A 21,204-nucleotide genomic window follows, 5' to 3' on the forward strand; every position below is an offset into this window, starting at 1 on the left:
TGCCGTCGGCTCAGGCCGACGCCCTCAGCCGATGAGGTGCTGGACGGCCTTGTGGTGCAGGTCGACGTAGTGGTAGTCGCGCTCCGCCGCGGCCTGCGCGTCGAAGTCCTCGTAGGCAGAGCGGTCGGCCAGGAGCTCCGCGACCGTCTCACCGGGAGCCAGGGTCGGCTCGGCCAGCTCGTAGACGCCCGAGCGACGCATGGCCTCCTCGACGGCCGGGTCGGCGCGGAAGGCGCGGGCCTTGTCAGCCAGGCGCAGGAACATGTCCATGTTCGCGGCGGCCGACTCCCACACCCCCTCCATGCCGTCGGTGCGCGAGGGCTTGTAGTCGAAGTGGACGGCGCCGTCGTAGACGGGCCCGCCACCGGGGAAGCCGTTGACGAGGAGGTCGACGGTGAAGAAGGCCGACAGCAGGTCGCCGTGGCCGAAGACGAGGTCCTGGTCGTACTTGATGCCCTTCTGGCCGTTGAGGTCGATGTGGAAGAGCTTGCCGGCGTGCAGGGCCTGGGCCAGCCCGTGGGTGTAGTTGAGCCCGGCCATCTGCTCGTGCCCGACCTCGGGGTTGAGGCCGACGACGTCGCCGTTGTCGAGCTCGGCGATGAGCGCCAGGGCGTGGCCGACAGTGGGCAGGAAGATGTCGCCCCGGGGCTCGTTGGGCTTAGGCTCCAGGCCGATGCGCAGGTCGTACCCCTTGTCCTTGATGTAGCCGGCGACCGTGTCCAGGCCCTCCTTGTAACGCTCGAAGGCAGCGTGCAGGTCCTTGGAGGAGTCGTACTCAGCGCCCTCTCGCCCGCCCCACATGACGAAGGTCGTCGCGCCGAGCTCAGCGGCCAGGTCCACGTTGCGCAGGATCTTGCGCAGGCCGAATCGGCGGATGGCGCGGTCGTTGTTGGTCAGCCCCCCGTCCTTGAACACGGGGTGGGTGAAGGTGTTGGTCGTCACCATCTCGATGGTGAGCCCCGCGTCCCGGCACGCCCGGGACAGCCGCTCGACGATGCGGTCGCGCTCAGCGTCGGTGGCGTCGAAGGGGAAGACGTCGTTGTCGTGGAAGGTGACCCCCCAGGCTCCCAGCTCCGCCAGCCTGTCGACGTAGCCCCAGGGTTCCAGCGGCCTGCGGGTCGTCTCACCGAAGGGATCGGCCGCGAGCCACCCGACCGTCCACAGCCCGAACGAGAACCTGTCTTCCTTGGTGGGCGTGCGAACCATGGTCTCCTCCTTGAGCGCAAATTTGTTCGTTGATACAACTATAACAGGGGCATGCGATAGGGTCAAGGAGTGTCCCGATCACGCAGGCTCCCGACCCCTGCTCAGCCGACCACCCGCGGGGCGGCCCGCCTGCGGCCCGGAGCCGCCTCGGCCAGGCAGTCGAGCCTGCGAGCCTCCAACCTCGCTCTCCTGGCCAGCCACGTCTTCGCCTCGGCACGGCCCGTCTCGCGGGCCGACGTCGCCGCCGCCACGGGGATGACGCGCTCAACCGCCTCGCGCCTCGCTGACGAGCTCGTCGCCTCCGGCGTCCTGGCCGAGCTCGAGCCCGTGGCGGGCGCCGGCCCCGGCCGCCCCGCGGTCCCGCTCACCCCGGCCCGGGGGACCTTCGCCGCCCTGGGCATGGAGGTCAACGTCTCGCGCATGACCGTGCGCGCGGTCGACCTGGCCGGCTCGGTCCTGGGGCAGCGGGTGGTGCTCGACGACTTCGAGGCCTCCGATCCGTCCGTCGTGCTCGCACGGCTGGCCGGGCTCGCCGGTGAGGTCCTCGCGCTGGAGGAGGTGCGCAGGGCCCGGACCGTCGGCGCCGCCCTGGCCCTGCCCGGCCTCGTCTCGAGCGACACCCTCCTTCGCGCCCCGAACCTGGGCTGGCACGAGCTCGACCCGCGTCCGCACCTGGCCGCCGTCCTCGAGCCCGCGGGCTTCGGCCTGCGCCTGGGCAACGAGGCCGACTTCGGGGCCCTCACCGTCGGGCGGAGCCGACCGGCCGCGGCCCACGCCTCGTCGTCCTTCATCTACCTCTCCGGGGAGATCGGCGTGGGGGCCTCCATCGTGCGCGACTCGCGGGTCATGCACGGAGCCCACGGCTTCGCCGGGGAGATCGGGCACGTCCAGGTCGACCCGCAGGGCCCGCGGTGCGGCTGCGGCAACCGCGGCTGCCTCGAGCGCTACGCAGGACGACGGCACATCCTGGCGGAGGCCGGCATGCCTGCGACCGCCGGCCCCGCCCAGCTCGTCGCCGCCTGGGAGGCAGGCGACCCGCGTGCCCGCGAGGCCGTCTCCGGAGCCGCTCGGGCCCTGGGCGTCGGCCTGGCGGCCGCCATCAACATCCTCGACATCCCGACCGTCGTCCTGGGCGGGCACCTCGCCCCTCTCGCCGAGCTGCTCGGCCCCGAGCTCGCCGCCGAGATCGACCGCCGTGTCCTGGCAGCCCCCTGGGCCGCCCCTCAGATCCTCACCGCCACGGCTGACGAGGGCGACGGCGCGACCGGGGCGGCGTGGTCTGTCCTGGAGGAGGTCGTGGCCGATCCTGCGGCCTTCGCCGGATCAGCTGAGTCAGCGGGCTGAGCAATGACGCCGGAAAGCACCACCCCGCCATCACCCCCACCCCCGAGATCGGGACATCGTGCACACCGAGGACAGGGCGCCCACAGGCCCGCTCCGACGCCGCCCTGCGGGGGCATCCTGCGGACAACGCCTCTCACACGCCAGTACTCCCGGTCCTGTCAGCGCGGGGCTCACGGTGCGCCTTCGACAGCTGCCCTACGAGCTCGACGCCGCTGGCATCGCAGCGCTGGAGGAGCGCGCCGACAGGATCCGTCCCGGCCCGCCGGCCGTCTTACCGGTCCGGTGAGACAGTTGGCGGACGGGTGGGTCGGTGCGCGTCCTCGGCCGGGCCCGTCGTGCAGGGATTGTCGTCGAGCGCATGAGTTCTGGCGGTTCGCGCGTGCTAGCCAGGCGCGAACCGCCAGAACTCATGCGTTTGGCCGTCAAGCATGCAACCGCTCCAGCCGCCCCCACCACAGCCCCGGGCGACTGGCACGGCGCACTGAGCGGCGCCTGTCAAGCCCCGGGTTTTGCGAAGTCTCGCTGATCTGGTTGTGGAGGTCGCGGGTAGGGGCCGGTCAACGCCCTTGGTGAGGGGGTCGGGGACGTTCTCGGTGGCGTGGACGTGTTCGTGCTCGACGGGGGTGAGCATCCCGATGGCTGAACGTCCAGGGGCCCTTGTTGCGGATGAGCTCGGCTTTGTACAGCGAGCTGAGGGCCTCGGCCGGTGCGTTGTCGTAACAGTCGCCCTTGGACCCCACCGACGCGACCGCCCTGCAGCCGAACAGGGCCTGACCGTAGCGGATGGCGCGGTAGTGCACCCCGCGGTCGCAGTGGTGGACGAGCCCGACAAGGTCAGCGCCGTCGCGGGCGCGTTGCCAGATGCCCGTGTTCAGGGCATCCCGGGCGAGGTCGGGACGGGCGGCCGGGCTCCGCCGCGAGAAAGGCCGAGGCGCTCCTCACTCAGCTCGCGCACCTCCTTCTCACGTGCGTAGAGCCTCCAAGGCCAACCTCGTGGCCCGATCCCTCAGCTCGACCGGGCACGTCCTCTGTCCCCTGTGCAGTGATCCTTCCTGTCATCACTGCCCCCATCAAACCCGGGGCGGCCTCATTAACCAGGACCGTGATCAGACGGGCAAGCAGATTGAACCACCTCGGCATCACAGACACGTCTTCTTCTCCCTCGCCGAGGAACCCTTCACGGCTCTGGGAGCGAAGCAGGCACCCCACCCCCTCCCATGACCCCATGCCACCACCCCGACGGGTGGACATGTGCCAGGTCACTGTGCGTATGGCCGAACGTTCAGGGTCGCCATGAGACAAGCCGGACCGTGGCGCAAGCCTCCGCGTCTCAGCCCAGAGCGAGCTCGACTGCGACGTCGCCCTCGGCCTCGACGCGCCTGCCGCCCGCCTCCAGTGCCCACGGGCCTCGGGCTCCCCGGGCCTGTGCGCGCAGGATGCCCCCGACGCGCATGACGCGGAAGGTCGCCTCCCCCACGCCGTCGTGGGCGGGGACGAGGACCTCGCGCTCCATCCCCTCAGGCGGCTCGAAGCAGAGCAGGGTCAGGCCCTCGATCCAGTCCGCCTCGGGGCGCCGGCAGCCGGGGGCCACCGGCACCACGCTGCCCGGGCGCACGTACAGGGGCAGGGTGTCCGCCCCGTGCCTCTGACGCACCCAGCGCGGCCCGGTCACGGTCGACCCGTCCCACCAGGAGGTCCACACCCCCTCGGGCAGGTAGACCTCCACCTGCCCGGAGGCGTCCATGACCGGGGCCACGAGGAGGGCATCGCCGAGCATGTACTGGGTGTCGACGTCGTAGGAGCCCCGGTCCTCGGGGAACTCCAGGAGCATCGAGCGCATGACCGGCGCCCCCGTCTCGTGGGCCTCGACGGCGAGACGGTAGAGGTAGGGCATGAGGGACAGGCGCAGGTCGATGAAGCGCCGCGCCACCTCGACCGACTCCTCGTCGAAGGCCCAGGGCACTCGCACCGAGCCCGAGCCGTGGAGCCTGGCGTGGGAGGACAGCAGCCCGAAGGCGAGCCAGCGCTTGAACACCTCGGGGTCCGGGGTGCCCTCGAAGCCTCCGATGTCGTGGCTCCAGTGGGCGAAGCCCGAGCTGGTCAGGGACAGCCCACCGCGCAGCGTCTCCCCCATCGAGGCGAAGGTCGACTCGTTGTCGCCGCCCCAGTGCACCGGGAGCTGCTGGCCCCCGGCGGTGGCCGAGCGGGCGAAGAGCACGGCCTCGCCCTCTCCGCGGACCTCGCGCAGCAGGTCGAAGACCGTGCGGTTGTACAGGTGCGTGTAGTAGTTGTGCATCCGCTCCGGGTCCGAGCCGTCGTGCCACACGACGTCCCGCACGGGAACCCGCTCGCCGAAGTCGGTCTTGAAGCAGTCCACCCCCATGTCGAGCAGGCCCGCCAGCCGGTCCCGGTACCAGGCGACGGCCTCGGGGTTGGTGAAGTCGACCAGCGCCATGCCCGCCTGCCACAGGTCGGTCTGCCACACCCCGCCGTCGGCCCTGCGCAGGAGGTAGCCCCGCTCGGCGCCCTCGGCGAAGAGGGACGAGCGCTGGGCGATGTAGGGGTTGATCCACACGCAGACCTTGAGTCCCCGGGCGTGGAGGCGGGCGAGCATCGCAGCCGGGTCGGGGAAGGTGGCCGGGTCCCACTCGAAGTCGCACCAGTGGAAGCCGCGCATCCAGAAGCAGTCGAAGTGGAACACGCTCAGGGCCAGGTCGCGCTCCTCCATCCCCTCGATGAAGGAGGTGACGGTGCCCTCGTCGTAGTCGGTCGTGAAGGAGGTCGTCAGCCACAGGCCGAAGGACCAGGTGGGCACCATCGGGGCCCTCCCCGTCAGGGCGGTGTAGCGGCGCAGCACGTCCTTGGGCGCCGGGCCGTCGATGACGTAGTAGGACAGCCGCTCGCCCTCGACGGAGAACTGGCAGCGGGTGTTGACCTCGCTGCCCACCTCGAAGGAGACCCCTCCGGGGTGGTCGACGAACACCCCGTAGCCCGCGCTCGACAGGTAGAAGGGGACGTTCTTGTAGGCCTGCTGGGAGGAGGTCCCGCCGTCCTCGTTCCAGATCTCGACGCTCTGGCCGTTCTTCGTCAGCGCCCCGAAACGCTCCCCCAGGCCGTAGACCCGCTCCCCGGGGCGCAGGGAGAGCTGGTCGCGCATGTACCGGGTGCCGTCGGGACCGACGACGTGCGCGAGGGCCCGCCCCGGGCTCGCGGTCAGCTCGCCGCGGGTCGAGGAGTAGGTCGCGGTCCACTCGGGTCCCTCGCGCAGCGTGACGGCGAGCTCTCCCGCCCGCAGGGTCACGAGGCCGTCACCGGTCTCGACCCGGCCGCAGTAGCCGGGCTCGTGGGCCACCTCGAAGCGGGGTCCGCGCTCGGGCGCGCCGGCGTGGTGGACGAGGTCGACCCGGATCACCCCGTCGGCCACGGCGGTGAAGGTCGCCTCGATGAGGCCGACGTTGAGGGTGTCGCCGCGGCTGGCCACCGGCCGCAGCGGGGCGTGGGCCCGCACGACGCCGGCGGCGTCGGGGGCGGGATCGAGCAGGCCGCGGGCACGGTTGACGGTGAAGCCGTCGCGGTCGAGCCAGTATCCGTTGGAGAATCTCATGAGCGCTCCTCAAGGTCGTCGCGCGCTGCGCGCGGGATGGTGGTACCTGTCCTCACTTGACCGCACCCGCGGTCACTCCCCGGGTCAGGGTGCGTTGGAAGAACAGGAAGAACAGGAAGGTCGGCACGAGGGAGACCAGGGCCCCGGCGTTGAGCGTGGGCACGTCGAGCATGCGGTCGCCCTGGAGGCTCGACAAGGCGATGGGCACGGTCTGGTTGTCGTTGCTCGTGAGCATGACCAGGGGGATGAAGAACTCGTTCCACGTCCAGATGAAGAAGAAGATCATGAGCACGCTCATCGTGGGGCGCACGATCGGGAAGACGACCTTCCACAGGATCTGCCAGCGGTTGGCCCCGTCGAGCTCGGCGGCCTCGAGCAGCGCCCCCGGGAAGGTCCCCAGCACCGAGGAGAGCAGGTAGGTGCCGAAGGCCGACTGGATGACGGTGAAGATGATGACGACCGACCACGGGTTGTCGGTCAGGCCCACCTCCTGTGCCATCGTGAACAGCGGGTAGATGAGACCCTCCTGGGGGAGCATGTTGGCGATCATGAACACCGCGATGATCCACGCCCGGCCCCTGACCCGACCCACGCCCAGGGCGTAGGCGTTGAACAGCGACAGGAAGGTCGCCAGCACGGCCACGAGAGCCGAGGTCCACACCGAGTTCCACAGCTTGACGGGGAAGTTGACGCGCTCCCAGAAGTAGGCGAGGCCGTCGGTGTAGAGCTCGGTGGGCAGTGACAGGGGGCTGCCCGAGGAGTAGTCGGCGGGTGACTTGAATGCGTTCATGACCATGAGCGCGAAGGGCACGATCATGAGCAGGGCACCGAGGCCGACGCCGGCCAGGACGACCCAGCGCAGGGCTCCTCGGTGGAACCGGTCCCCGGAGCGGGAGGCGGGTGCTGCGGTCGTGGCGGAGGTGGTGGCGGTGGTCATGTCAGCGGCCCTCCTCGTCGCGGCGCGCACTGCGGTTCTGGAAGAACTGGATGAGGCCCGCGACGGCGATGATGACGAGCGTGAGAACGGTTGCGATGGCGGCGCCGTAGCCGACCTTCGAGGTGTCGAAGAAGTTGAGGTAGGAGTAGTAGGAGGGCACGAGGGTCGAGCTCTCGGGGCCGCCGCGGGTCAGGACGTAGATCGGGGCGAAGACCTTGAGCGCGGCGATCGTGCAGGTCAGGACGATGACGAAGGTCTCGGGCCTGATCTGGGGCACCGTGATCGCGCGGAAGCGGGTGAACCAGCCGGCGCCGTCGAGCTCGGCGGCCTCATAGAGCTCAGGGTCGACGCGCTGGAGGGCGGACATGAAGATGACGGTGGGATAGCCGATCTGGATCCAGATGAGCACGAGCATGACCGAGGGCAGCGCGGTGGAGGTCGATCCCAGCCAGTTGGGAGGGCTGGCGACTCCCAGGCCGCGCAGGATGACGTTGAGCGCGCCGGTCTGGGAGTTGAGGATCCAGTTCCACACGATCCCGGCCACGGAGACCGGCAGGATCTGGGGCAGGTAGTACATCGCGCGCAGGGCCGAGGCGGTGCGTGCCGAGAAGTGCTTGCCGACGTAGTCGAAGAGCACGGCGGCGAGGACGAGCCCGATGAGCGTGGGGATGATGACCATCGCGACGATCATCGACACCGAGTTGGTGAAGGAGGCCCAGAAGTCCTCGTCACCCATGAGGTCGGCGTAGTTCTGCAGGCCGATGAAGCGCTTGGGCGCCATGCCTCCCTTCCACTTGTGCAGGGAGTACCAGATGTTGAGCACGAGGGGCACGACGATGATGACGGTGAAGGACAGGGCGCCTGGCAGGAGGTAGGGCAGGTATCCGGTGCGACGGTCGCGCGGCCTGCGTCGTGCGGGGGTGGGCACGTCCCGGGGCGGTCGGTCGGTGGTCGTGGTCATGGCATGCCTTCTTCGTGGAGCTCGACAGCACAGGGCGGGTGGTGGGGGTGACAACAGGGCGGGTGGTGGTGTCGGCGGCCGCCTCCGGTGAGCGGCACGGACGGCACGGACGGCACAGACAGCACGGACGACACCGAGTCGTCGGGGCTGGCAGGCGGGGTCTGCGGGTCCGGCGGCGGGGCCGGGGCCCCGCCGCCGGGCTCTCAGGCCCTGGCGCTGCGGCGGCAGCGGGATGGGCTGCCGCGGTCGGGTCCTACTGGTCGACCAGCTCGGCCCGGCCCTCGTCGTAGGCGGCTCCGAGCTCGACCATCGCCGCCTCGCCGGTGGCCGAGCCGTTGACGAGGGACTGCATCGTCGAGACGAGCTGGTCGTAGAACCCGGCGACCGGCCAGTCTGGGTAGAAGGCCAGGCCGTCCTCGTCGTTGATGGTCGCGAAGTTCTCCGTCATGACACGGGTGCGCTCGTCGGTGATGGCTGCCGGGTCGCCGCTGACCGGCAGGCCGCCCTTGTCCCCCAGGATCGCCTGGACCTCCTCGGACAGGGTGATGTCGATGAACTCGTAGGCGAGCTCCTTGTTCGCGGCGTTGGTCGGCACGACCCACAGGTTGCCCGAGGAGCCCAGGTGCAGGGAGGTGCCGGGGAAGAGGAACTGGTCCCAGGCGGCGGTCATGTCGGACACGAGGCGCCCGAACCACCACGATCCGGAGATCATGATCGGGTAGGTGCCGGCGATGAAGGCTGTGCCCATGTCCTCGGCGGTCAGGCCCGCGACGTCGGAGGCGATGTAGCCCTTGGAGATCCACTCGACGAGCTTGTCGGTTCCCTGCTTGACGGGACCGGCCGTCCAGTCGACCTCGCCGTCGAAGAGCTGGTAGGCGTCGACGAAGGAGCGGTCGGCGTGCGCCAGGACGAGCTGGTACCACAGCTGGCCCATGGGGTACTCCGCACCGGCCTCGGCCAGGGGGACCTGGCCGGCGGCGACGAAGGCGTCGCACACCGCCTCGAGCTCGGCCAGGGTGGTCGGCACCGCGAGGCCGTGGGCGTCGAACATGTCCTTGTTGTAGTAGACGAAGACGTACTCGCCGTAGTTGGGGACCCCGTACCAGTCTCCGGATCCCATGAGGCCGTCCTCGGTGTACTTGGCCGTCGTCTGGAGGGAGGCGGAGAGCACCTTGTCCCAGCCGCGCTCGGTGGCCTGCTCGGTCAGCGGCTCGATGAGGCCCTGGGAGGCGAGCTGGCCGGAGGTGGAGTTGCCCTTGTTGTACTCCATGACGTCCGGCACGTCGTCGCCGGTCAAGACGATCTTGGCGTTCTTCTGAAGCTGCTCGAAGGTCTGCGACTCCACCTTGACGGTGATCTCGGGGTGCTTCTCCTTGAAGATCTCGACCGCGCGAGCCCATGCCTGGCCCATGGCGGAGTCGTCGGACTCGTAGTCCCAGATGACGAAGGTGTCTGAGCCCGAGTCCGAGCCCGAGCAGCCGGCCAGGCCCAGGAGGCCGGAGGCGGCGGTTGCTGCCAGGAGTGCGTTGAAGTCCCTGCGCTTCATGATGGGTTACCTCTCCGTTGAGATTCGTGGTGGTGGCGCGGTGGTGTGGTGGCGTCGTGTTGGCGTCGTGGTGGCCGGCTCAGGGGACCGGTGACGGGGCGGGGCCCAGGCTCTGGCCCTCAACGACCGAGCAGGCGACGAGCTCGTGGAAGTCGGAGGGATCAGCCTGTTTGCCCAGGATCGCGATGAGGGCGGCGGCAGCGGTCCTGCCGATCTGCTCCCCGGGGGCGTGGGTGGTCGTGAGGGCCGGTACGGTCATGGCGCCCAGGGTGGGAGAGGAGACGGCTCCGACCACCGAGACGTCGTCGGGCACCTCCAGCCCCATGTCCCGTAGCCCTGCGAGCAGCCCCAGCGCCGCCAGGTCGTTCATGACGACGACTCCGGTGGGCGCCTGGGAGCCCACCCACAGCTCGTGAGCCAGGCGGCGCCCCGCCTCGGGGGTCGCCTCGCAGGCGCGCGCCAGCGGCGTGAGGTGCCGGCTGGTGGCTGCTCGCAGGTAGCCCTCGTGCCCGCGAACGGCGGGTCCGTAGCCGGCCGCCTCCTGGAGCTCGGGGCGCCCGACGAAGGCGATGTGGCGGTGCCCGAGCCGGTAGAGCTCACCGACGGCGTCGTCGACGGTGCGCTCGACGTCGATGTCGATGTGCGCGAGCCCGGTGGGGTCGGCGGTGCGTCCGACCATGACGAAGGGCAGGTCCGCGGCCGACAGGGCCTCGACCCTGCGGTCGACGACCCCGACCTCGACGAGGAGCACACCGTCGACCGTGCCCTGACGGACCAGGGCGACGAGCTCGTCGCCGGCGTTGTCGTCCTCCAGGGGCCACACGGCCAGGCGGTAGCCCTCGTCGGCCGCCCCCTTCTGGGCGCCGCGGATGATCTCGAAGACGGTCTCACCCATGGCCGTGTCGAAGCTCGGGAAGGTCATCGCCAGGGTGTGCGAGCTGCGCGAGGCCAGGCCGCGGGCCATGGCGTTGGGCTGGTAGTCGAGCTCTTCCATGGCGCGGCGGATGCGGGCGGCGGTCTCGCGGGACACCGGCCGGTTGCCTGACAAGGCGTAGGAGACGGTGGACACCGCCACATGGGCGTGACGAGCGACGTCGTGCATAGTCGCCATGGCGCACCTCCTCGTGCCATACCCGGGTCGAAACGCTTCGTCGAAGCGTTTCGACAAGTATGTGGCGCGGGCTCCCGGAGGTCAACGAAACCCAGGGAAGATCGAACAGTTCGACCCGTCCCCCTCCCCCGCGAGATCGGGACTTATGACACCTCGAGTTCGCCGCATCCGGCACGTTCCGTCGGAGCCGTGCCAGATGCGGCGAGCTCGGAAGCACCGCCCCAGCTCCCGGGGACCACTTCCCCCGATCTCACGGTGTCACTTCCCCCGATCTCGCGGTGTCACTTCCCCCGATCTCGAGGTGTCACTTCCCCCGATCTCGAGGTGTCACTTCCCCCGATCTCGAGGTGTCACTTCCCCCGATCTCGCGGGGAGGGAGTGGTGCTCACAGGCCGACGTCGGCACCCTCCCGCACGAAGACGGGGATGTACTCGTAGGGCGCGTCCGCCTCGATGCGCATGCCGCCCTCCCAGGTGCGCCCGGAGTGGATCTCCCGCCACCGCGCCCCGGCGGGCAGGTAGACCTGGCGGCTCGTCACCCCCGGGGACAGGACCGGGGCCACGAGGAGGTCGGGCCCCAGGAGGAACTGGTCGTCAACGTCCCAGGCGCGCCGGTCCTCGGGGAACTGGAGGAACAGCGCACGCATCGGCGGCACCCCGGTGTCCGCCGCCTCGCGCATGACCCGGCCGATGTAGGGGCGCAGCCGCTCGCGCAGCTCCATGTGGGCCCGCGAGACGCCCAGACAGCGCTCGCCGTAGCTCCACACCTCGTTCGGGCCGCCGCTGGCCGGCGAGCCGAGCTCCCCGCGGGGCTCGCGGTGCCCGTGGAGGCGGAAGAGCGGGCAGAAGGCGCCGTACGCGAACCAGCGGGCGTAGAGCTCGCGGTAGGCCTCGTCGGAGGGGTCCCCGCCGTGGAAGCCGCCGATGTCGGTCGTCCACCACGGGATGCCCGCGATGGCGATGCTCAGCCCCGCCCGGACCTGGACAGCCAGCGACTCCCAGGTCGGCGGGATGTCCCCGCTCCACACCGCGGCGCCGTACCTCGCCTGCCCCGCCCAGGCCGAGCGGCACAGCAGCACGGTGCCGGGCTCGCCGGTCTCGCGGTTGCCCTCGAAGAAGAGGCGGGCGTTGTCACGCGGGTAGGTGTTGACCACCGCGGCTCCGGGGCCGGAGTGGAAGGACAGGTTCGTGGGATGGCACGGGTTGAGCTCGGGCTCGCAGGCGTCGAGCCACCACACGCGCACCCCCAGGTCGAAGTAGTTCCGCTTGACCGTGTCCCACACGAAGCGGCGCGTGCGCGGGTTGCTGGGGTCGTAGAAGGCCACCGGCAGGGACCGGGGCATCTGCTTGTCGTGGATGTCCTGGTGGAGCTCGACGCCCTGGTCGGTGCCCACGAGCATCCCCCGGGAGGCCATCTCGTCGTAGTTCTCCGACAGGGGCGAGACGGTCGGCCACACCGAGACCATGAGCCTGACGCCCATCTCCTCGAGCTCGCAGACCATCGCAGCGGGGTCGGGGTACTCCTCGGGGTCGAAGCGGTAGTCACCCATCGCGGTCCAGTGGAAGAAGTCCGAGACGATGACCGACAGGGGCAGGCCCCGACGACGGTACTCCCGGGCGACGTCGAGGATCTCCTCCTGGCCCATGTAGCGCAGCTTGCACTGCCAGAAGCCCGAGGCCCACTCGGGCAGGACCGGGGCGTGGCCGACGGCGTCGGCGTAGCGGCCGAGGATGCTGGCAGGGGTGTCTCCGGCCGTCACCCAGTAGTCGAGCGCGGGGGCGGAGTCGGCCACCCAGCGGGTGGCGTTGTCGGCGAGCTCGACGCGCCCCACGGCAGGGTTGTTCCACAGGAAGCCGTAGCCGCGGCTCGACAGGTAGAAGGGGATGGAGACCTCGGAGTTGCGCTGGATGAGGTCGACGACGAGGCCCTTGTGGTCGAGCCGGCCGTGCTGGTGCTGCCCCAGGCCGTAGATGCGCTCGCCCTCGTAGGCCTCGAACTGCTGGTGGATCTCGTAGAGCCCGGAGCGCTGCCCGTAGAAGACGTGGGAGCCCGGCCACCAGAAGTGCTCGCGCTTCTCAGCGAGCAGCTCAGCGCCGTCGGCGGTGCGTACGAAGCGCAGCATGACCGCGGGCTTGCCGTCTCCTGCGTCCAGCCTCCCCTCGACCGTCAAGGCACCGACGACGTAGCGCACGACGCCGTCCTGCCCGCGGACGGCCGCCGGAGGGACAGGCCCCGGCGGGCGCTCCTGGAGGGCGCCGACGTCCTGGGCGGGGATGCGGTGGAGGGCGGCCCGCACCCGCACCGAGTCGGCCCCCCAGTGCTCGACGCGCAGGACCTCGTGGGCGTGCCGCAGCTCGAACCCGCCCTCGATGACTTCGAATTCCATTGAGGATCCTCCCAGGAGATTGAGTGTGGATGAGTGTGTCGGGGTGGTGCCGCCACGACGGCACCCGGAGGGGTCGGGCTCCGGGACCGGGCAGGGGCGGCTGGAGCCTCTGGCCTCAGGTTCCGGCCCGGAGCCCGGCGAGACTGACCGCGCCGGCCGGTCGGGCCCCGGCCTCAGGCCTTGACCGCGCCGCCGGTGGCCCCGGCGGCCACGTACTTCTGAGCGGCGACGAGCAGGATCCCTGCGGGCAGGGAGGCCATCGTCGCCGTCGCCATGACCGAGCCCCAGTCGGCCACGAATCCCCCGATGAACAGGTAGATGCCCAGGGTCACCGGGCGGGCCTCCCCGTTCGAGGCGAGGGTGAGGGCGAACAGGAAGTCGCTCCAGGCGAACAGGAAGCTGAACAGGGCGGCGGTGATGAGGGCGTTCTTGCTCAGCGGCAGGACGATCGACACGAAGGTGCGCAGCCGCCCGGCGCCGTCGACCCGGGCAGCCTCGAGCAGTGAGGCGGGGATCGCACGCATGAACGCCTGGATGATGAGGATCGAGAAGGGGATGCCCAGGGCCGAGTCCGCCAGGACCAGGCCGATCGTCGTGTTGAGGATCCCCAGGTCGTTGTAGGCGCTGTACAGGGCGTTGGCGATGACGATCCCGGGGATCATCTGCGACAGCAGGAGCGCGAACATGACGGCACCCGCCGCGCGCACCCGGTACAGGCTGAGCGCGTAGGCCGCCGGGGCGGCCACCGTCAGGCTCACGACGACCGCGCCCAGGGACACGACGAGGCTCGTGAGCAGGTTCGCGCCCTGGGTGGCGAAGGCCGCCCGGTAGCCGTCGAGGCTGGGACGCACCGGGAACCAGTCGAGGTCGGCGGTGGAGACCCCGGGCTGGAGGGAGGCGTTGACCATCCAGTAGACCGGGAAGAGCATGAAGGCCAGGAAGAGGCAGCCCAGCACCGTGTAGCGCCAGGGCCTGCGCGTCGTCGTGGCGGTCGGCACGGCTCAGTCCTCCCTTCCCGCGCGCGAGACCCTGAGGTAGACCAGGGCGAAGGCGAGCGCGATGACGACCAGGATGTTGCCCAGGGCGGCTCCCTGACCGAACTCGAAGTTGGAGAAGGACAGCTTGTAGGACTGGGTGGCCAGGGTCTCGGTCGCGTTGGAGGGCCCGCCCTGGGTCAGGCCCAGGATGATGTCGAGGACCTTGAGGGTGTAGACGACACCGAGGATGAGCACGACGGAGACCACCGGCCGCAGGAGGGGCCAGGTGACGTGCCTGAAGGCCTTCCAGCCCACGGCGCCGTCGAGGGCAGCGGCCTCGTAGAGCTCGTCAGGGATGTCCTGCAGGCCGGAGTAGAGGATGGTCATGTTGAAGGGGATGCCCAGCCAGATGTTGACCATGATGACCGCGGCCAGGGCGACCTCGGTGCTCGTCAGCCACGGGACGGCGTCGACTCCCAGGACACCGAGCAGCTCGTTGATGACGCCGGAGTCCTTGTCCATCATCCACTTCCAGATGGCGCTGGACACGATCATGGGCAGCAGCCAGGGCAGGAGGATGAGGGAGCGCAGCACCCCTCCCAGGGGGAAGTGCCTCTTGAAGAACACGGCCAGGGCCAGGCCGATGGTGAACTGGCCTGCGATGGAGCCGACCGTGAACAGGACGGTGTTGAGCAGGGCGGTGGAGAACACCGAGGAGGTGACGACCGCCGCGTAGTTGGCCACCCCCACGAAGGGGGCCTCGCCGGTGAAGAAGGTCCTCGTCGTGTACTCCTGCACGCTCATCGTCAGGTTCTTGACGATCGGGTAGCCGAAGTACAGGACCAGGAACAGCAGGGCAGGAGCCAGGAAGGCCCACCTGAAGGCCTCCTCCCGCCTGCGGGTCCACTGGCGCGCCGGGCTGGGGCGCGGTGGGGTCATCGTCGTCTCCTTCGGGAAGCGTCGGGACCGGGCGGGCGGCCGGGACCGTGTCGGCCCCGGCCGCCTGCGCCTCAGGACACGAAGTCGGCCTTGGCGGTCTGGAGCGCCTCGAGCGGGGCGGCCTTGCCGGTCAGAGCGGACTGCATGGCGTTGTAGAGGGCCTCGGCCGTCTTGGGCCAGGCCTCGCCGAGCTTGGCGGTGCGGGCCCGCCCGTTGTTGACGGCGGTGACCAGCGGCTCCATGTCCGGCAGCTCGGCGAGGTAGTCGGCGTCTACCGCCTCGCGGGTGGGGATGGTGAAGCGGGTCGTGTTGAGCGAGAGGATCGAGTCCTCCCCGAGCAGCACCGACAGCAGCTCGGCGGCCTTCTTCTGACGGGCCTCGTCACCGGTCTGGGGCACCGTCCACAGCTCGCCCCCCAGCGGGGACACGGGGGTCGCCCCCGGGGTCGGCACCGGGATCTGGGCCACGGCCCAGTTGATGCCGGACTCGTTGAAGGTGGTCGTCATCCACGGGCCGTTGACGACCATGGCCGCCTTGCCGGAGGTGAACTGCTCGCCGAGGTCTCCCTGGCCCCAGTTGAGCACCGACTGGGAGGCCGACCCCTCGTTGACCAGGTCGACCCACAGCTGGAGGGCGCTGGCGGCCTCGGGGGTGGCGATGTCGGTCTCGTCGGCGCCCGCCGACCAGAAGAAGGGCAGGAACTGCCAGGACCCCTCGTAGGAGGCCTTCGCGCAGAAGGCGACGCCGTAGACGCCGTCCTTGGTCAGGGTCTTGGCCGCCGCCTTGAGCTCGTCCCAGGTGGTGGGCACCGCCACGCCGGCCGCGTCGAGGAGGTCCTTGTTGTAGTACAGGCCCAGGGTGTTGGCGCACGGGCCCATGCCGTAGAGCTCGCCGTCGTAGGTGCCCGCCCCGACGAAGCCCTCGATGAAGCCCTCGGAGGTGACGCCGAAGGTGCTCAGCGGTGCCAGGGCCCCGGTGGCCGCGATCTGCTGGAGGTCGGGGTTGTCGATCATGAGCAGGTCGGGCAGGGTCTTCGAGGAGCTCATCTGCAGGACCTTCTGGATGAGGCTCGTGCCGGCCACCGACTCGCGCTCGATGGTGACACCGACCTTCTTGGCCGCGGCGTCGAGCGCCTCCTGGAAGACGGTCTTGTCCGGCTCGTCGGCGTAGTAGTCCAGGACCTTCAGGGAGCTGACCTCCCCGGAGGAGCCGCCCGAGGAACCGCAGGCCGCCAGTGGAAGGGCCAGGGCGGTCAGGGCCGAGGCCTGGAGGACCCGACGGCGGGCGAGCATGGAGGAGGTGGTGGGGATCGTGGGAGTCATCTGCGTTCTCCAAGTTCTGTCCGGCTCCCCCGAGGGTGCGCCACAACCGACGGATACGTATGCGCGTGGTGTGACGCCTCCCCGCGGGGAGGTCGAGTATGTTGTGGACGCCACCCCGTCGTGACGTCCGACATCCGAAATGTATCGCGGTGAACCTAAAGTCGCAAGGGGCTGCTTCACTGAACCTGATCGGAGGACGCATGGCACCGATGAGCACGAGCCGCGACGTCGCGCGGATGGCGGGGGTGTCCCAGTCGACGGTCTCCTACGTTATGAGCGGCAAGCGCCCCGTCGCCCCCGAGACCGAGAGGCGGGTCCGTGAGGCGATGGCCGAGCTCGGCTACCGACCCCACGCCAGCGCCCGGGCCCTCAAGCGCCACCGCTCAGGGATCATCGGGCTCGTCGCACCGTTCCACGAGGACACCGACACCGCCGGGCAGTACCGCTACGTCGTCGCCCTGGCCGAGGCGGCGCGCTCACGGGGTTACGAGCTGCTCGTCATCAGCGGGCAGGAGGGCATCGAGGGCATGGAGCGCCTCATCGGGTCGGCACTGTGCGAGGGCATCCTGGCCATGGACGTCCTGCACGAGGATGAGCGGGTCGAGCTCGCCAGGGGCGCGGGCCTGCCCTGCGTCTTCATCGGGCTGAGCAGCCAGGCCGAGGGCGTCGCGTCGACCGACACCGACTTCGAGGAGGTGGGGGCGGCGTGCGTCAGGCTGCTCGCCGAGCGCGGGCACCGCCGCATCGTCATGCTCAACCCCGCCTCGCACCGAGTGGCGGCGATGGGGTTCACCCACCGGTTCTCCACCGCCGTCCTCGAGGCCGCCGACCGGGAGGGCGTGCCGGTCGACGTCGTCGAGGTGGCCCGCTCCTACCCGGCGATGGCGCGGGCCCTGGACGTGCTGACCGCCCGAGGGGGCCCTCAGGAGGCGTTCCTCGTGGCACCCGGGGTCTCGGCAGACGACCTCGTCAACGTCCTGCACCACCGGGGCGCCGTCGTCGGACGTGACGTCTCCGTCGTCGCAGCCCGAGGATCGGGCCGGGCGCCGCACAGCCCGGTGGACTGCACCTGCTTCGACGCCGATGTCGACGCCGTCGCCGCGACCGCCGTGCGCCTGCTCATCGACCAGCTCGACCCCCGGGCGCCCCGAACCCACAGCCCGGTCCTCGTGCCTGCCGTCTTCCGCCCCGGAGCGAGCCTCGCGCCCCCGCCGAGGGAGGGTGGCCCTGCCCTGTGAGCCCGCTGCCGCGGCGACAGCCCTCCTACCCCCATCGGGACTTGTGGCACCGCGAGATCGGGACTAATGGCACCTCGAGATCGGGACTTATGGCACCGCGAGATCGGGGGAAGTGGGGTGGTTTCAGGTGGTGAGTGCAATGGTGGTGTCGTGTTCTGTTTTCTGCAGGAGCCTGTTGAAGGCTTCTGCGGGTGTGGCCCAGTCTAGGGTCTGGCGGGGGCGGGTGTTGAGGAGGTGCTGGGCCTGTTCGAAGGCGTGGAGGGGGTAGGTCGACAGGTCGGTGCCTTTGGGGAAGAACTCGCGGATCAGGCCGTTGGTGTTCTCGTTGGTTCCTCGTTGCCAGGGGCTGTGGGGGTCGCAGAAGTACACCTCGAGGTTGGTGGCGGTCCTGAAGCGGGCGACCTGGGCCATCTCGCCGCCCTGGTCCCAGGTCAGGGACCGGGCCATGGAGCGGGGCAGGCCCTTGATCATGGTCTCCAGCACCGTGGCCACGGTGGTGGCGGTGTGGTCGGTCAGCAGCGGGGCGATCAGGACCAGGCGGGTGGTGCGTTCGACCAGGGTGATCATCGCGGTGCGGTTGCCCGCGCCCATGACCAGGTCGCCCTCCCAGTGGCCTGGCACGGCCCGGTCGGCGACCTGGGCCGGGCGGGTGCTGATACGCGCGTCGGCCAGCCAGGGCCTGGAGGCCAGGGGCCCGGCCAGGGCCGAGCGTGGCACGCGCCGACTCCGCCCGGTGCGCAGCCTGTAGTGACGGCCCAGCTCGGCGCGCAGCGTCCCTCGGCCCTGGACGTACAGGGACTGGTAGATCGTCTCGTGGCTCACACGAAGATCATCGCGCTCGGGGTGGTCCGCAGCCAGACGGCGGCTGATCTGCTGGGGCGACCACCGCTGTCTCAGGCCCTGGACCACCAGGGCCCGCAGCTGGTCGTTGGAGTCCAGCACACGCGCCTTGGGCCGTGCCCTGGCGGCCCGGGCCTGGGCGTGGCGGGCCTGGGGGTCGTAGGCCTGCCGGCCCCCGCCGGCAGCGGGGCGTGTTCAATGGTCTGTGTAAGCCCTCTTTGAAGGACTGATGACTGTGACTGATGAGAAGACTGGTCCTGCTGGTGGGCGGGGCGTGGTTGAGGATCTTGTTGCCTCGGGTGGCTTGGACGGGTTGTTCGAGCGGATCGACTCGGGTGAGGTGGGGTTGACGGGCGCCGACGGGCTGCTGCCGGCCCTGCTCAAGGAGGCCCTGGAGCGGGGTCTGCAGGCTGAGCTGACGGAGCATCTTGGCTACGACAAGGGCGAGCAGGCGCCGGTGGCTCGTGGCAACGCCCGCAACGGCACCACGGTCAAGACGATCAGCTCTGAGGTCGGCTCGTTCGAGATCGAGGTCCCCCGCGACAGGGCCGGCAGCTTCACGCCGCGGCTGGTCAGGAAGGGGCAGCGGCGGATGGACGGTCTGGACTCGATGATCATCAGCCTGTACGCCGGTGGTATGACGGTGCGCGAGATCCGCCACCACCTGGAGTCCACGCTCGGTGTGGAGCTGTCGGTGGGGACGATCAGCAGGATCACGGACGCCGTGGCCGAGGCGGTCCTGGACTGGCAGCGCCGCCCGCTGGAGGAGTTCTACCCGGTGGTCTACCTCGACGCGATCCGCGTCAAGGTCCGCGTCGACCACAGGGTCACCACCCGCTCGGCCCACATCGCCGTGGGTGTGGACATGGACGGGATCAAGCACGTCCTGGGTATCTGGGTCCAGGCCGAGGAGGGCGCCTCGTTCTGGGCGCACGTGTGCGCCGAGCTGGCCAACAGGGGCGTCAAGGACGTGCTGATCGTGTGCTGTGACGGGCTGACCGGCCTGCCCGAGGCGATCGAGGCGACCTGGCCCGACTCCATGGTCCAGACCTGCGTGGTGCACCTGATCCGTGCCTCCATGAGGTTCGTGGCCTACCAGGACCGTAAGAAGGTCGCCGCTGCTCTCAAGCAGGTCTACGCCGCCCCCAGTGAGGAGGCCGCCCTGGAGGCCCTGGCGGCCTTCAGCAGCTCTCCCCTGGGGGACAAGTACCCCGAGACGGTGGCGACCTGGGACAGGGCGTGGGAGCGTTTCACCCCGTTCCTGGCGTTCCCGCCGATGCTGCGCCGGGTCATCTACACGACCAACAGCATCGAGTCGCTCAACTACCAGCTACGCAAGATCTCCAAGAACCGGGGCCACTTCCCCAGCGACGAGGCCGCTGTCAAGCTGCTGTGGCTGGCGATCTGCAACATCGAGGACAAGCGGGCACGAGAACGCGACAAGGACAGGAACCTGCCCGCGGACAAGCGCAAGGCCAAGCCACGCGTGGTCGAGGGCCGGATCACCACCAACTGGAAACAAGCCCTCGCCCAGCTCGCCACCGCCTACCCCGACCGAATCAACCCCCACCTCTGAACAACCCGCTTACACAAAAAACTTGACAGGCCCCGGCAGCGACCTCGCGGCTGACCGTGGAGACAGCCACCCCCAGGAACCGGGCGATCGAGGCCAGGGAATCACCCCTGGCCAGGCCCGCAGCGATCGCGCCGCGCCCCTGAGCCCCCAGACGCCTGCCGTGCCCGGTACCCCGGACCATCACCTCGAACCCGTCCCCCGACCCGCCCCGACCACGCCCAGCAGGCCTGGTCGTCCCGACCATCCCGCCCTCCCTGGCCCCGTGCCGCATCCTCATACCCCACAGCCTGCACCAGTCCGACACCGTGGACTGAGGCACCGAGAAACAAGCCCCCGCCTCGCGAGCCAACCAACCCGACTCGATCAGCTCCCGCACACCATCGCGAACCACACCAGGCCACACCCCACGCACCACAACCAGCCCCTCTCCCAAGCACCACCCATTGCACTCACCACCTGAAACCACCTGGCACCGCGAGATCGGGGGAAGTGGCACGTCGGGCTGGTCTTCTCGCCGAGCCCCAGGCTGGGCGTCCGGCTCGTCTCGTCGTCGACCGGTCATGTGACTGTCGACCGTCTATGTGACAGCGAACGCCCGGTCGAGAGTTACATGACCGGTCGGGGGACACATGACCGGTCGAGGGTGGTCGGGGTGTGCGGGGACGGGGTGTGTGGCCGGTCCGCCGTGGTACTCGGCCCTGGGCCGGGTCGGGGCCGGGCTGGTTGGCGTTGGCCAGACCGGGGCCGGACCGGGGCTGGGCCGGGGCCGGGTTGGTTAGCGTCGGCCGGGCTGGTCCGGGGTCGGGGCTCACTCCCCGTGGGCGCGGGTGCTGGTGGGGGCGGCGAGGTGGTGCACACATCAACTACCCTCGCGGCCCAGGTGGATGCCTGTGATTGAGCCGAATAATGATCGTCTTGTAGCAGGCGGAGCGGGTGTCTGTGTGCGTCGAGGGGGTTGTTGCACATCTCAGGCCTCCACGGCCGTCTCCGCGATGGGGGCCGGTCGGGGGGATCGGCGCGATTCCGCGGTTTCTCCCCGCCGCCCCCCGGCCGCCACGCGCCTGTTCTGTGCATCACACCCGGGTGGGGGTGTGAGCCTCCCGCTGCGGAGGCCCCCGGCTGACCGTCACGCCAGGGCGCCAACCCGTCAACCTGCGCCGGCCTGCCGTCCCGCATCAGCTGCTGACCGGGCCCGCCACCTCGCGGTCAGGACGTGC

At 70.0% G+C, this 21,204-nt stretch carries 14 protein-coding genes and 1 pseudogene; 3 read left to right on the forward strand and 12 right to left on the reverse strand.

The features are described 5' to 3' along the window. Positions 1 to 24: 24 nt before the first annotated feature. Positions 25 to 1,206 carry a xylose isomerase gene (gene xylA, locus EL245_RS05860; protein ID WP_126382310.1) on the reverse strand — a complete coding sequence of 394 codons (1,182 nt, stop codon included), beginning with the start codon at positions 1,204 to 1,206 and terminating at the stop codon, positions 25 to 27. A gap of 69 nt (positions 1,207 to 1,275) precedes the next feature. Between xylA and EL245_RS05865 the strand changes: the two genes are divergently transcribed. After that, positions 1,276 to 2,550 (forward strand): ROK family protein, encoded by a 1,275-nt coding sequence (locus EL245_RS05865; RefSeq protein WP_126382311.1) that lies wholly within the window; start codon positions 1,276 to 1,278, stop codon positions 2,548 to 2,550. Between the two features lie 1,330 nt (positions 2,551 to 3,880). On the opposite strand, the gene yicI is transcribed toward EL245_RS05865, so the two are convergent. From yicI to EL245_RS05910, 9 genes are all read right to left on the reverse strand, one after another. After that, on the reverse strand, positions 3,881 to 6,154 hold the full coding sequence (yicI, locus tag EL245_RS05870) for an alpha-xylosidase (protein WP_126382312.1): 2,274 nt from the start codon (positions 6,152 to 6,154) through the stop codon (positions 3,881 to 3,883). A gap of 52 nt (positions 6,155 to 6,206) precedes the next feature. Continuing rightward, a complete protein-coding gene (locus tag EL245_RS05875) occupies positions 6,207 to 7,091 on the reverse strand; it encodes a carbohydrate ABC transporter permease (protein ID WP_126382313.1) in 885 nt (294 codons plus the stop codon). Position 7,092: 1 nt separating this feature from the next. Then, complete coding sequence (locus EL245_RS05880; RefSeq protein ID WP_126382314.1) at positions 7,093 to 8,052, reverse strand: carbohydrate ABC transporter permease; 960 nt, start codon at positions 8,050 to 8,052, stop codon at positions 7,093 to 7,095. Between the two features lie 253 nt (positions 8,053 to 8,305). Then, complete coding sequence (locus EL245_RS05885; protein ID WP_126382315.1) at positions 8,306 to 9,598, reverse strand: ABC transporter substrate-binding protein; 1,293 nt, start codon at positions 9,596 to 9,598, stop codon at positions 8,306 to 8,308. A 79-nt stretch (positions 9,599 to 9,677) separates the two neighbouring features. Continuing rightward, positions 9,678 to 10,709, reverse strand: a complete 1,032-nt coding sequence (locus tag EL245_RS05890) for a LacI family DNA-binding transcriptional regulator (RefSeq protein ID WP_126382316.1) — start codon at positions 10,707 to 10,709, stop codon at positions 9,678 to 9,680. A 385-nt stretch (positions 10,710 to 11,094) separates the two neighbouring features. Beyond that, complete coding sequence (locus tag EL245_RS05895) at positions 11,095 to 13,095, reverse strand: glycoside hydrolase family 31 protein (RefSeq protein WP_126382317.1); 2,001 nt, start codon at positions 13,093 to 13,095, stop codon at positions 11,095 to 11,097. Positions 13,096 to 13,268: 173 nt separating this feature from the next. Further along, positions 13,269 to 14,093 (reverse strand): carbohydrate ABC transporter permease, encoded by an 825-nt coding sequence (locus EL245_RS05900; protein WP_232009891.1) that lies wholly within the window; start codon positions 14,091 to 14,093, stop codon positions 13,269 to 13,271. Between the two features lie 3 nt (positions 14,094 to 14,096). Further along, positions 14,097 to 15,011 (reverse strand): carbohydrate ABC transporter permease, encoded by a 915-nt coding sequence (locus EL245_RS05905; protein WP_126382318.1) that lies wholly within the window; start codon positions 15,009 to 15,011, stop codon positions 14,097 to 14,099. Positions 15,012 to 15,082: 71 nt separating this feature from the next. Then, complete coding sequence (locus tag EL245_RS05910; protein WP_126382319.1) at positions 15,083 to 16,333, reverse strand: sugar ABC transporter substrate-binding protein; 1,251 nt, start codon at positions 16,331 to 16,333, stop codon at positions 15,083 to 15,085. Positions 16,334 to 16,542: 209 nt separating this feature from the next. On the opposite strand from EL245_RS05910, the gene EL245_RS05915 reads away from it, so the two are divergent. Continuing rightward, positions 16,543 to 17,571, forward strand: coding sequence for a LacI family DNA-binding transcriptional regulator (locus EL245_RS05915; protein ID WP_161512782.1), 1,029 nt, complete (start codon positions 16,543 to 16,545; stop codon positions 17,569 to 17,571). 123 nt (positions 17,572 to 17,694) lie between these two features. On the opposite strand, the pseudogene EL245_RS05920 reads toward EL245_RS05915, so the two are convergent. Next, positions 17,695 to 18,573 (reverse strand): annotated as a pseudogene (locus tag EL245_RS05920) (IS30 family transposase); the annotation flags it as partial. A gap of 67 nt (positions 18,574 to 18,640) precedes the next feature. Between EL245_RS05920 and EL245_RS05925 the strand changes: the two are divergent. Continuing rightward, positions 18,641 to 19,987 (forward strand): IS256 family transposase, encoded by a 1,347-nt coding sequence (locus EL245_RS05925; RefSeq protein WP_164719441.1) that lies wholly within the window; start codon positions 18,641 to 18,643, stop codon positions 19,985 to 19,987. Here the strand turns inward: EL245_RS05925 and EL245_RS13395 are convergent. Then, the gene (locus EL245_RS13395; RefSeq protein ID WP_197719458.1) at positions 19,971 to 20,168 is read right to left on the reverse strand and encodes a helix-turn-helix domain-containing protein; all 198 of its coding nucleotides are present in this window, start codon (positions 20,166 to 20,168) and stop codon (positions 19,971 to 19,973) included. The genes EL245_RS05925 and EL245_RS13395 overlap by 17 nt on opposite strands. Between the last annotated feature and the right edge of the window lie 1,036 nt (positions 20,169 to 21,204).

This window comes from Actinomyces howellii (assembly GCF_900637165.1).
Classification (GTDB): domain Bacteria; phylum Actinomycetota; class Actinomycetes; order Actinomycetales; family Actinomycetaceae; genus Actinomyces; species Actinomyces howellii.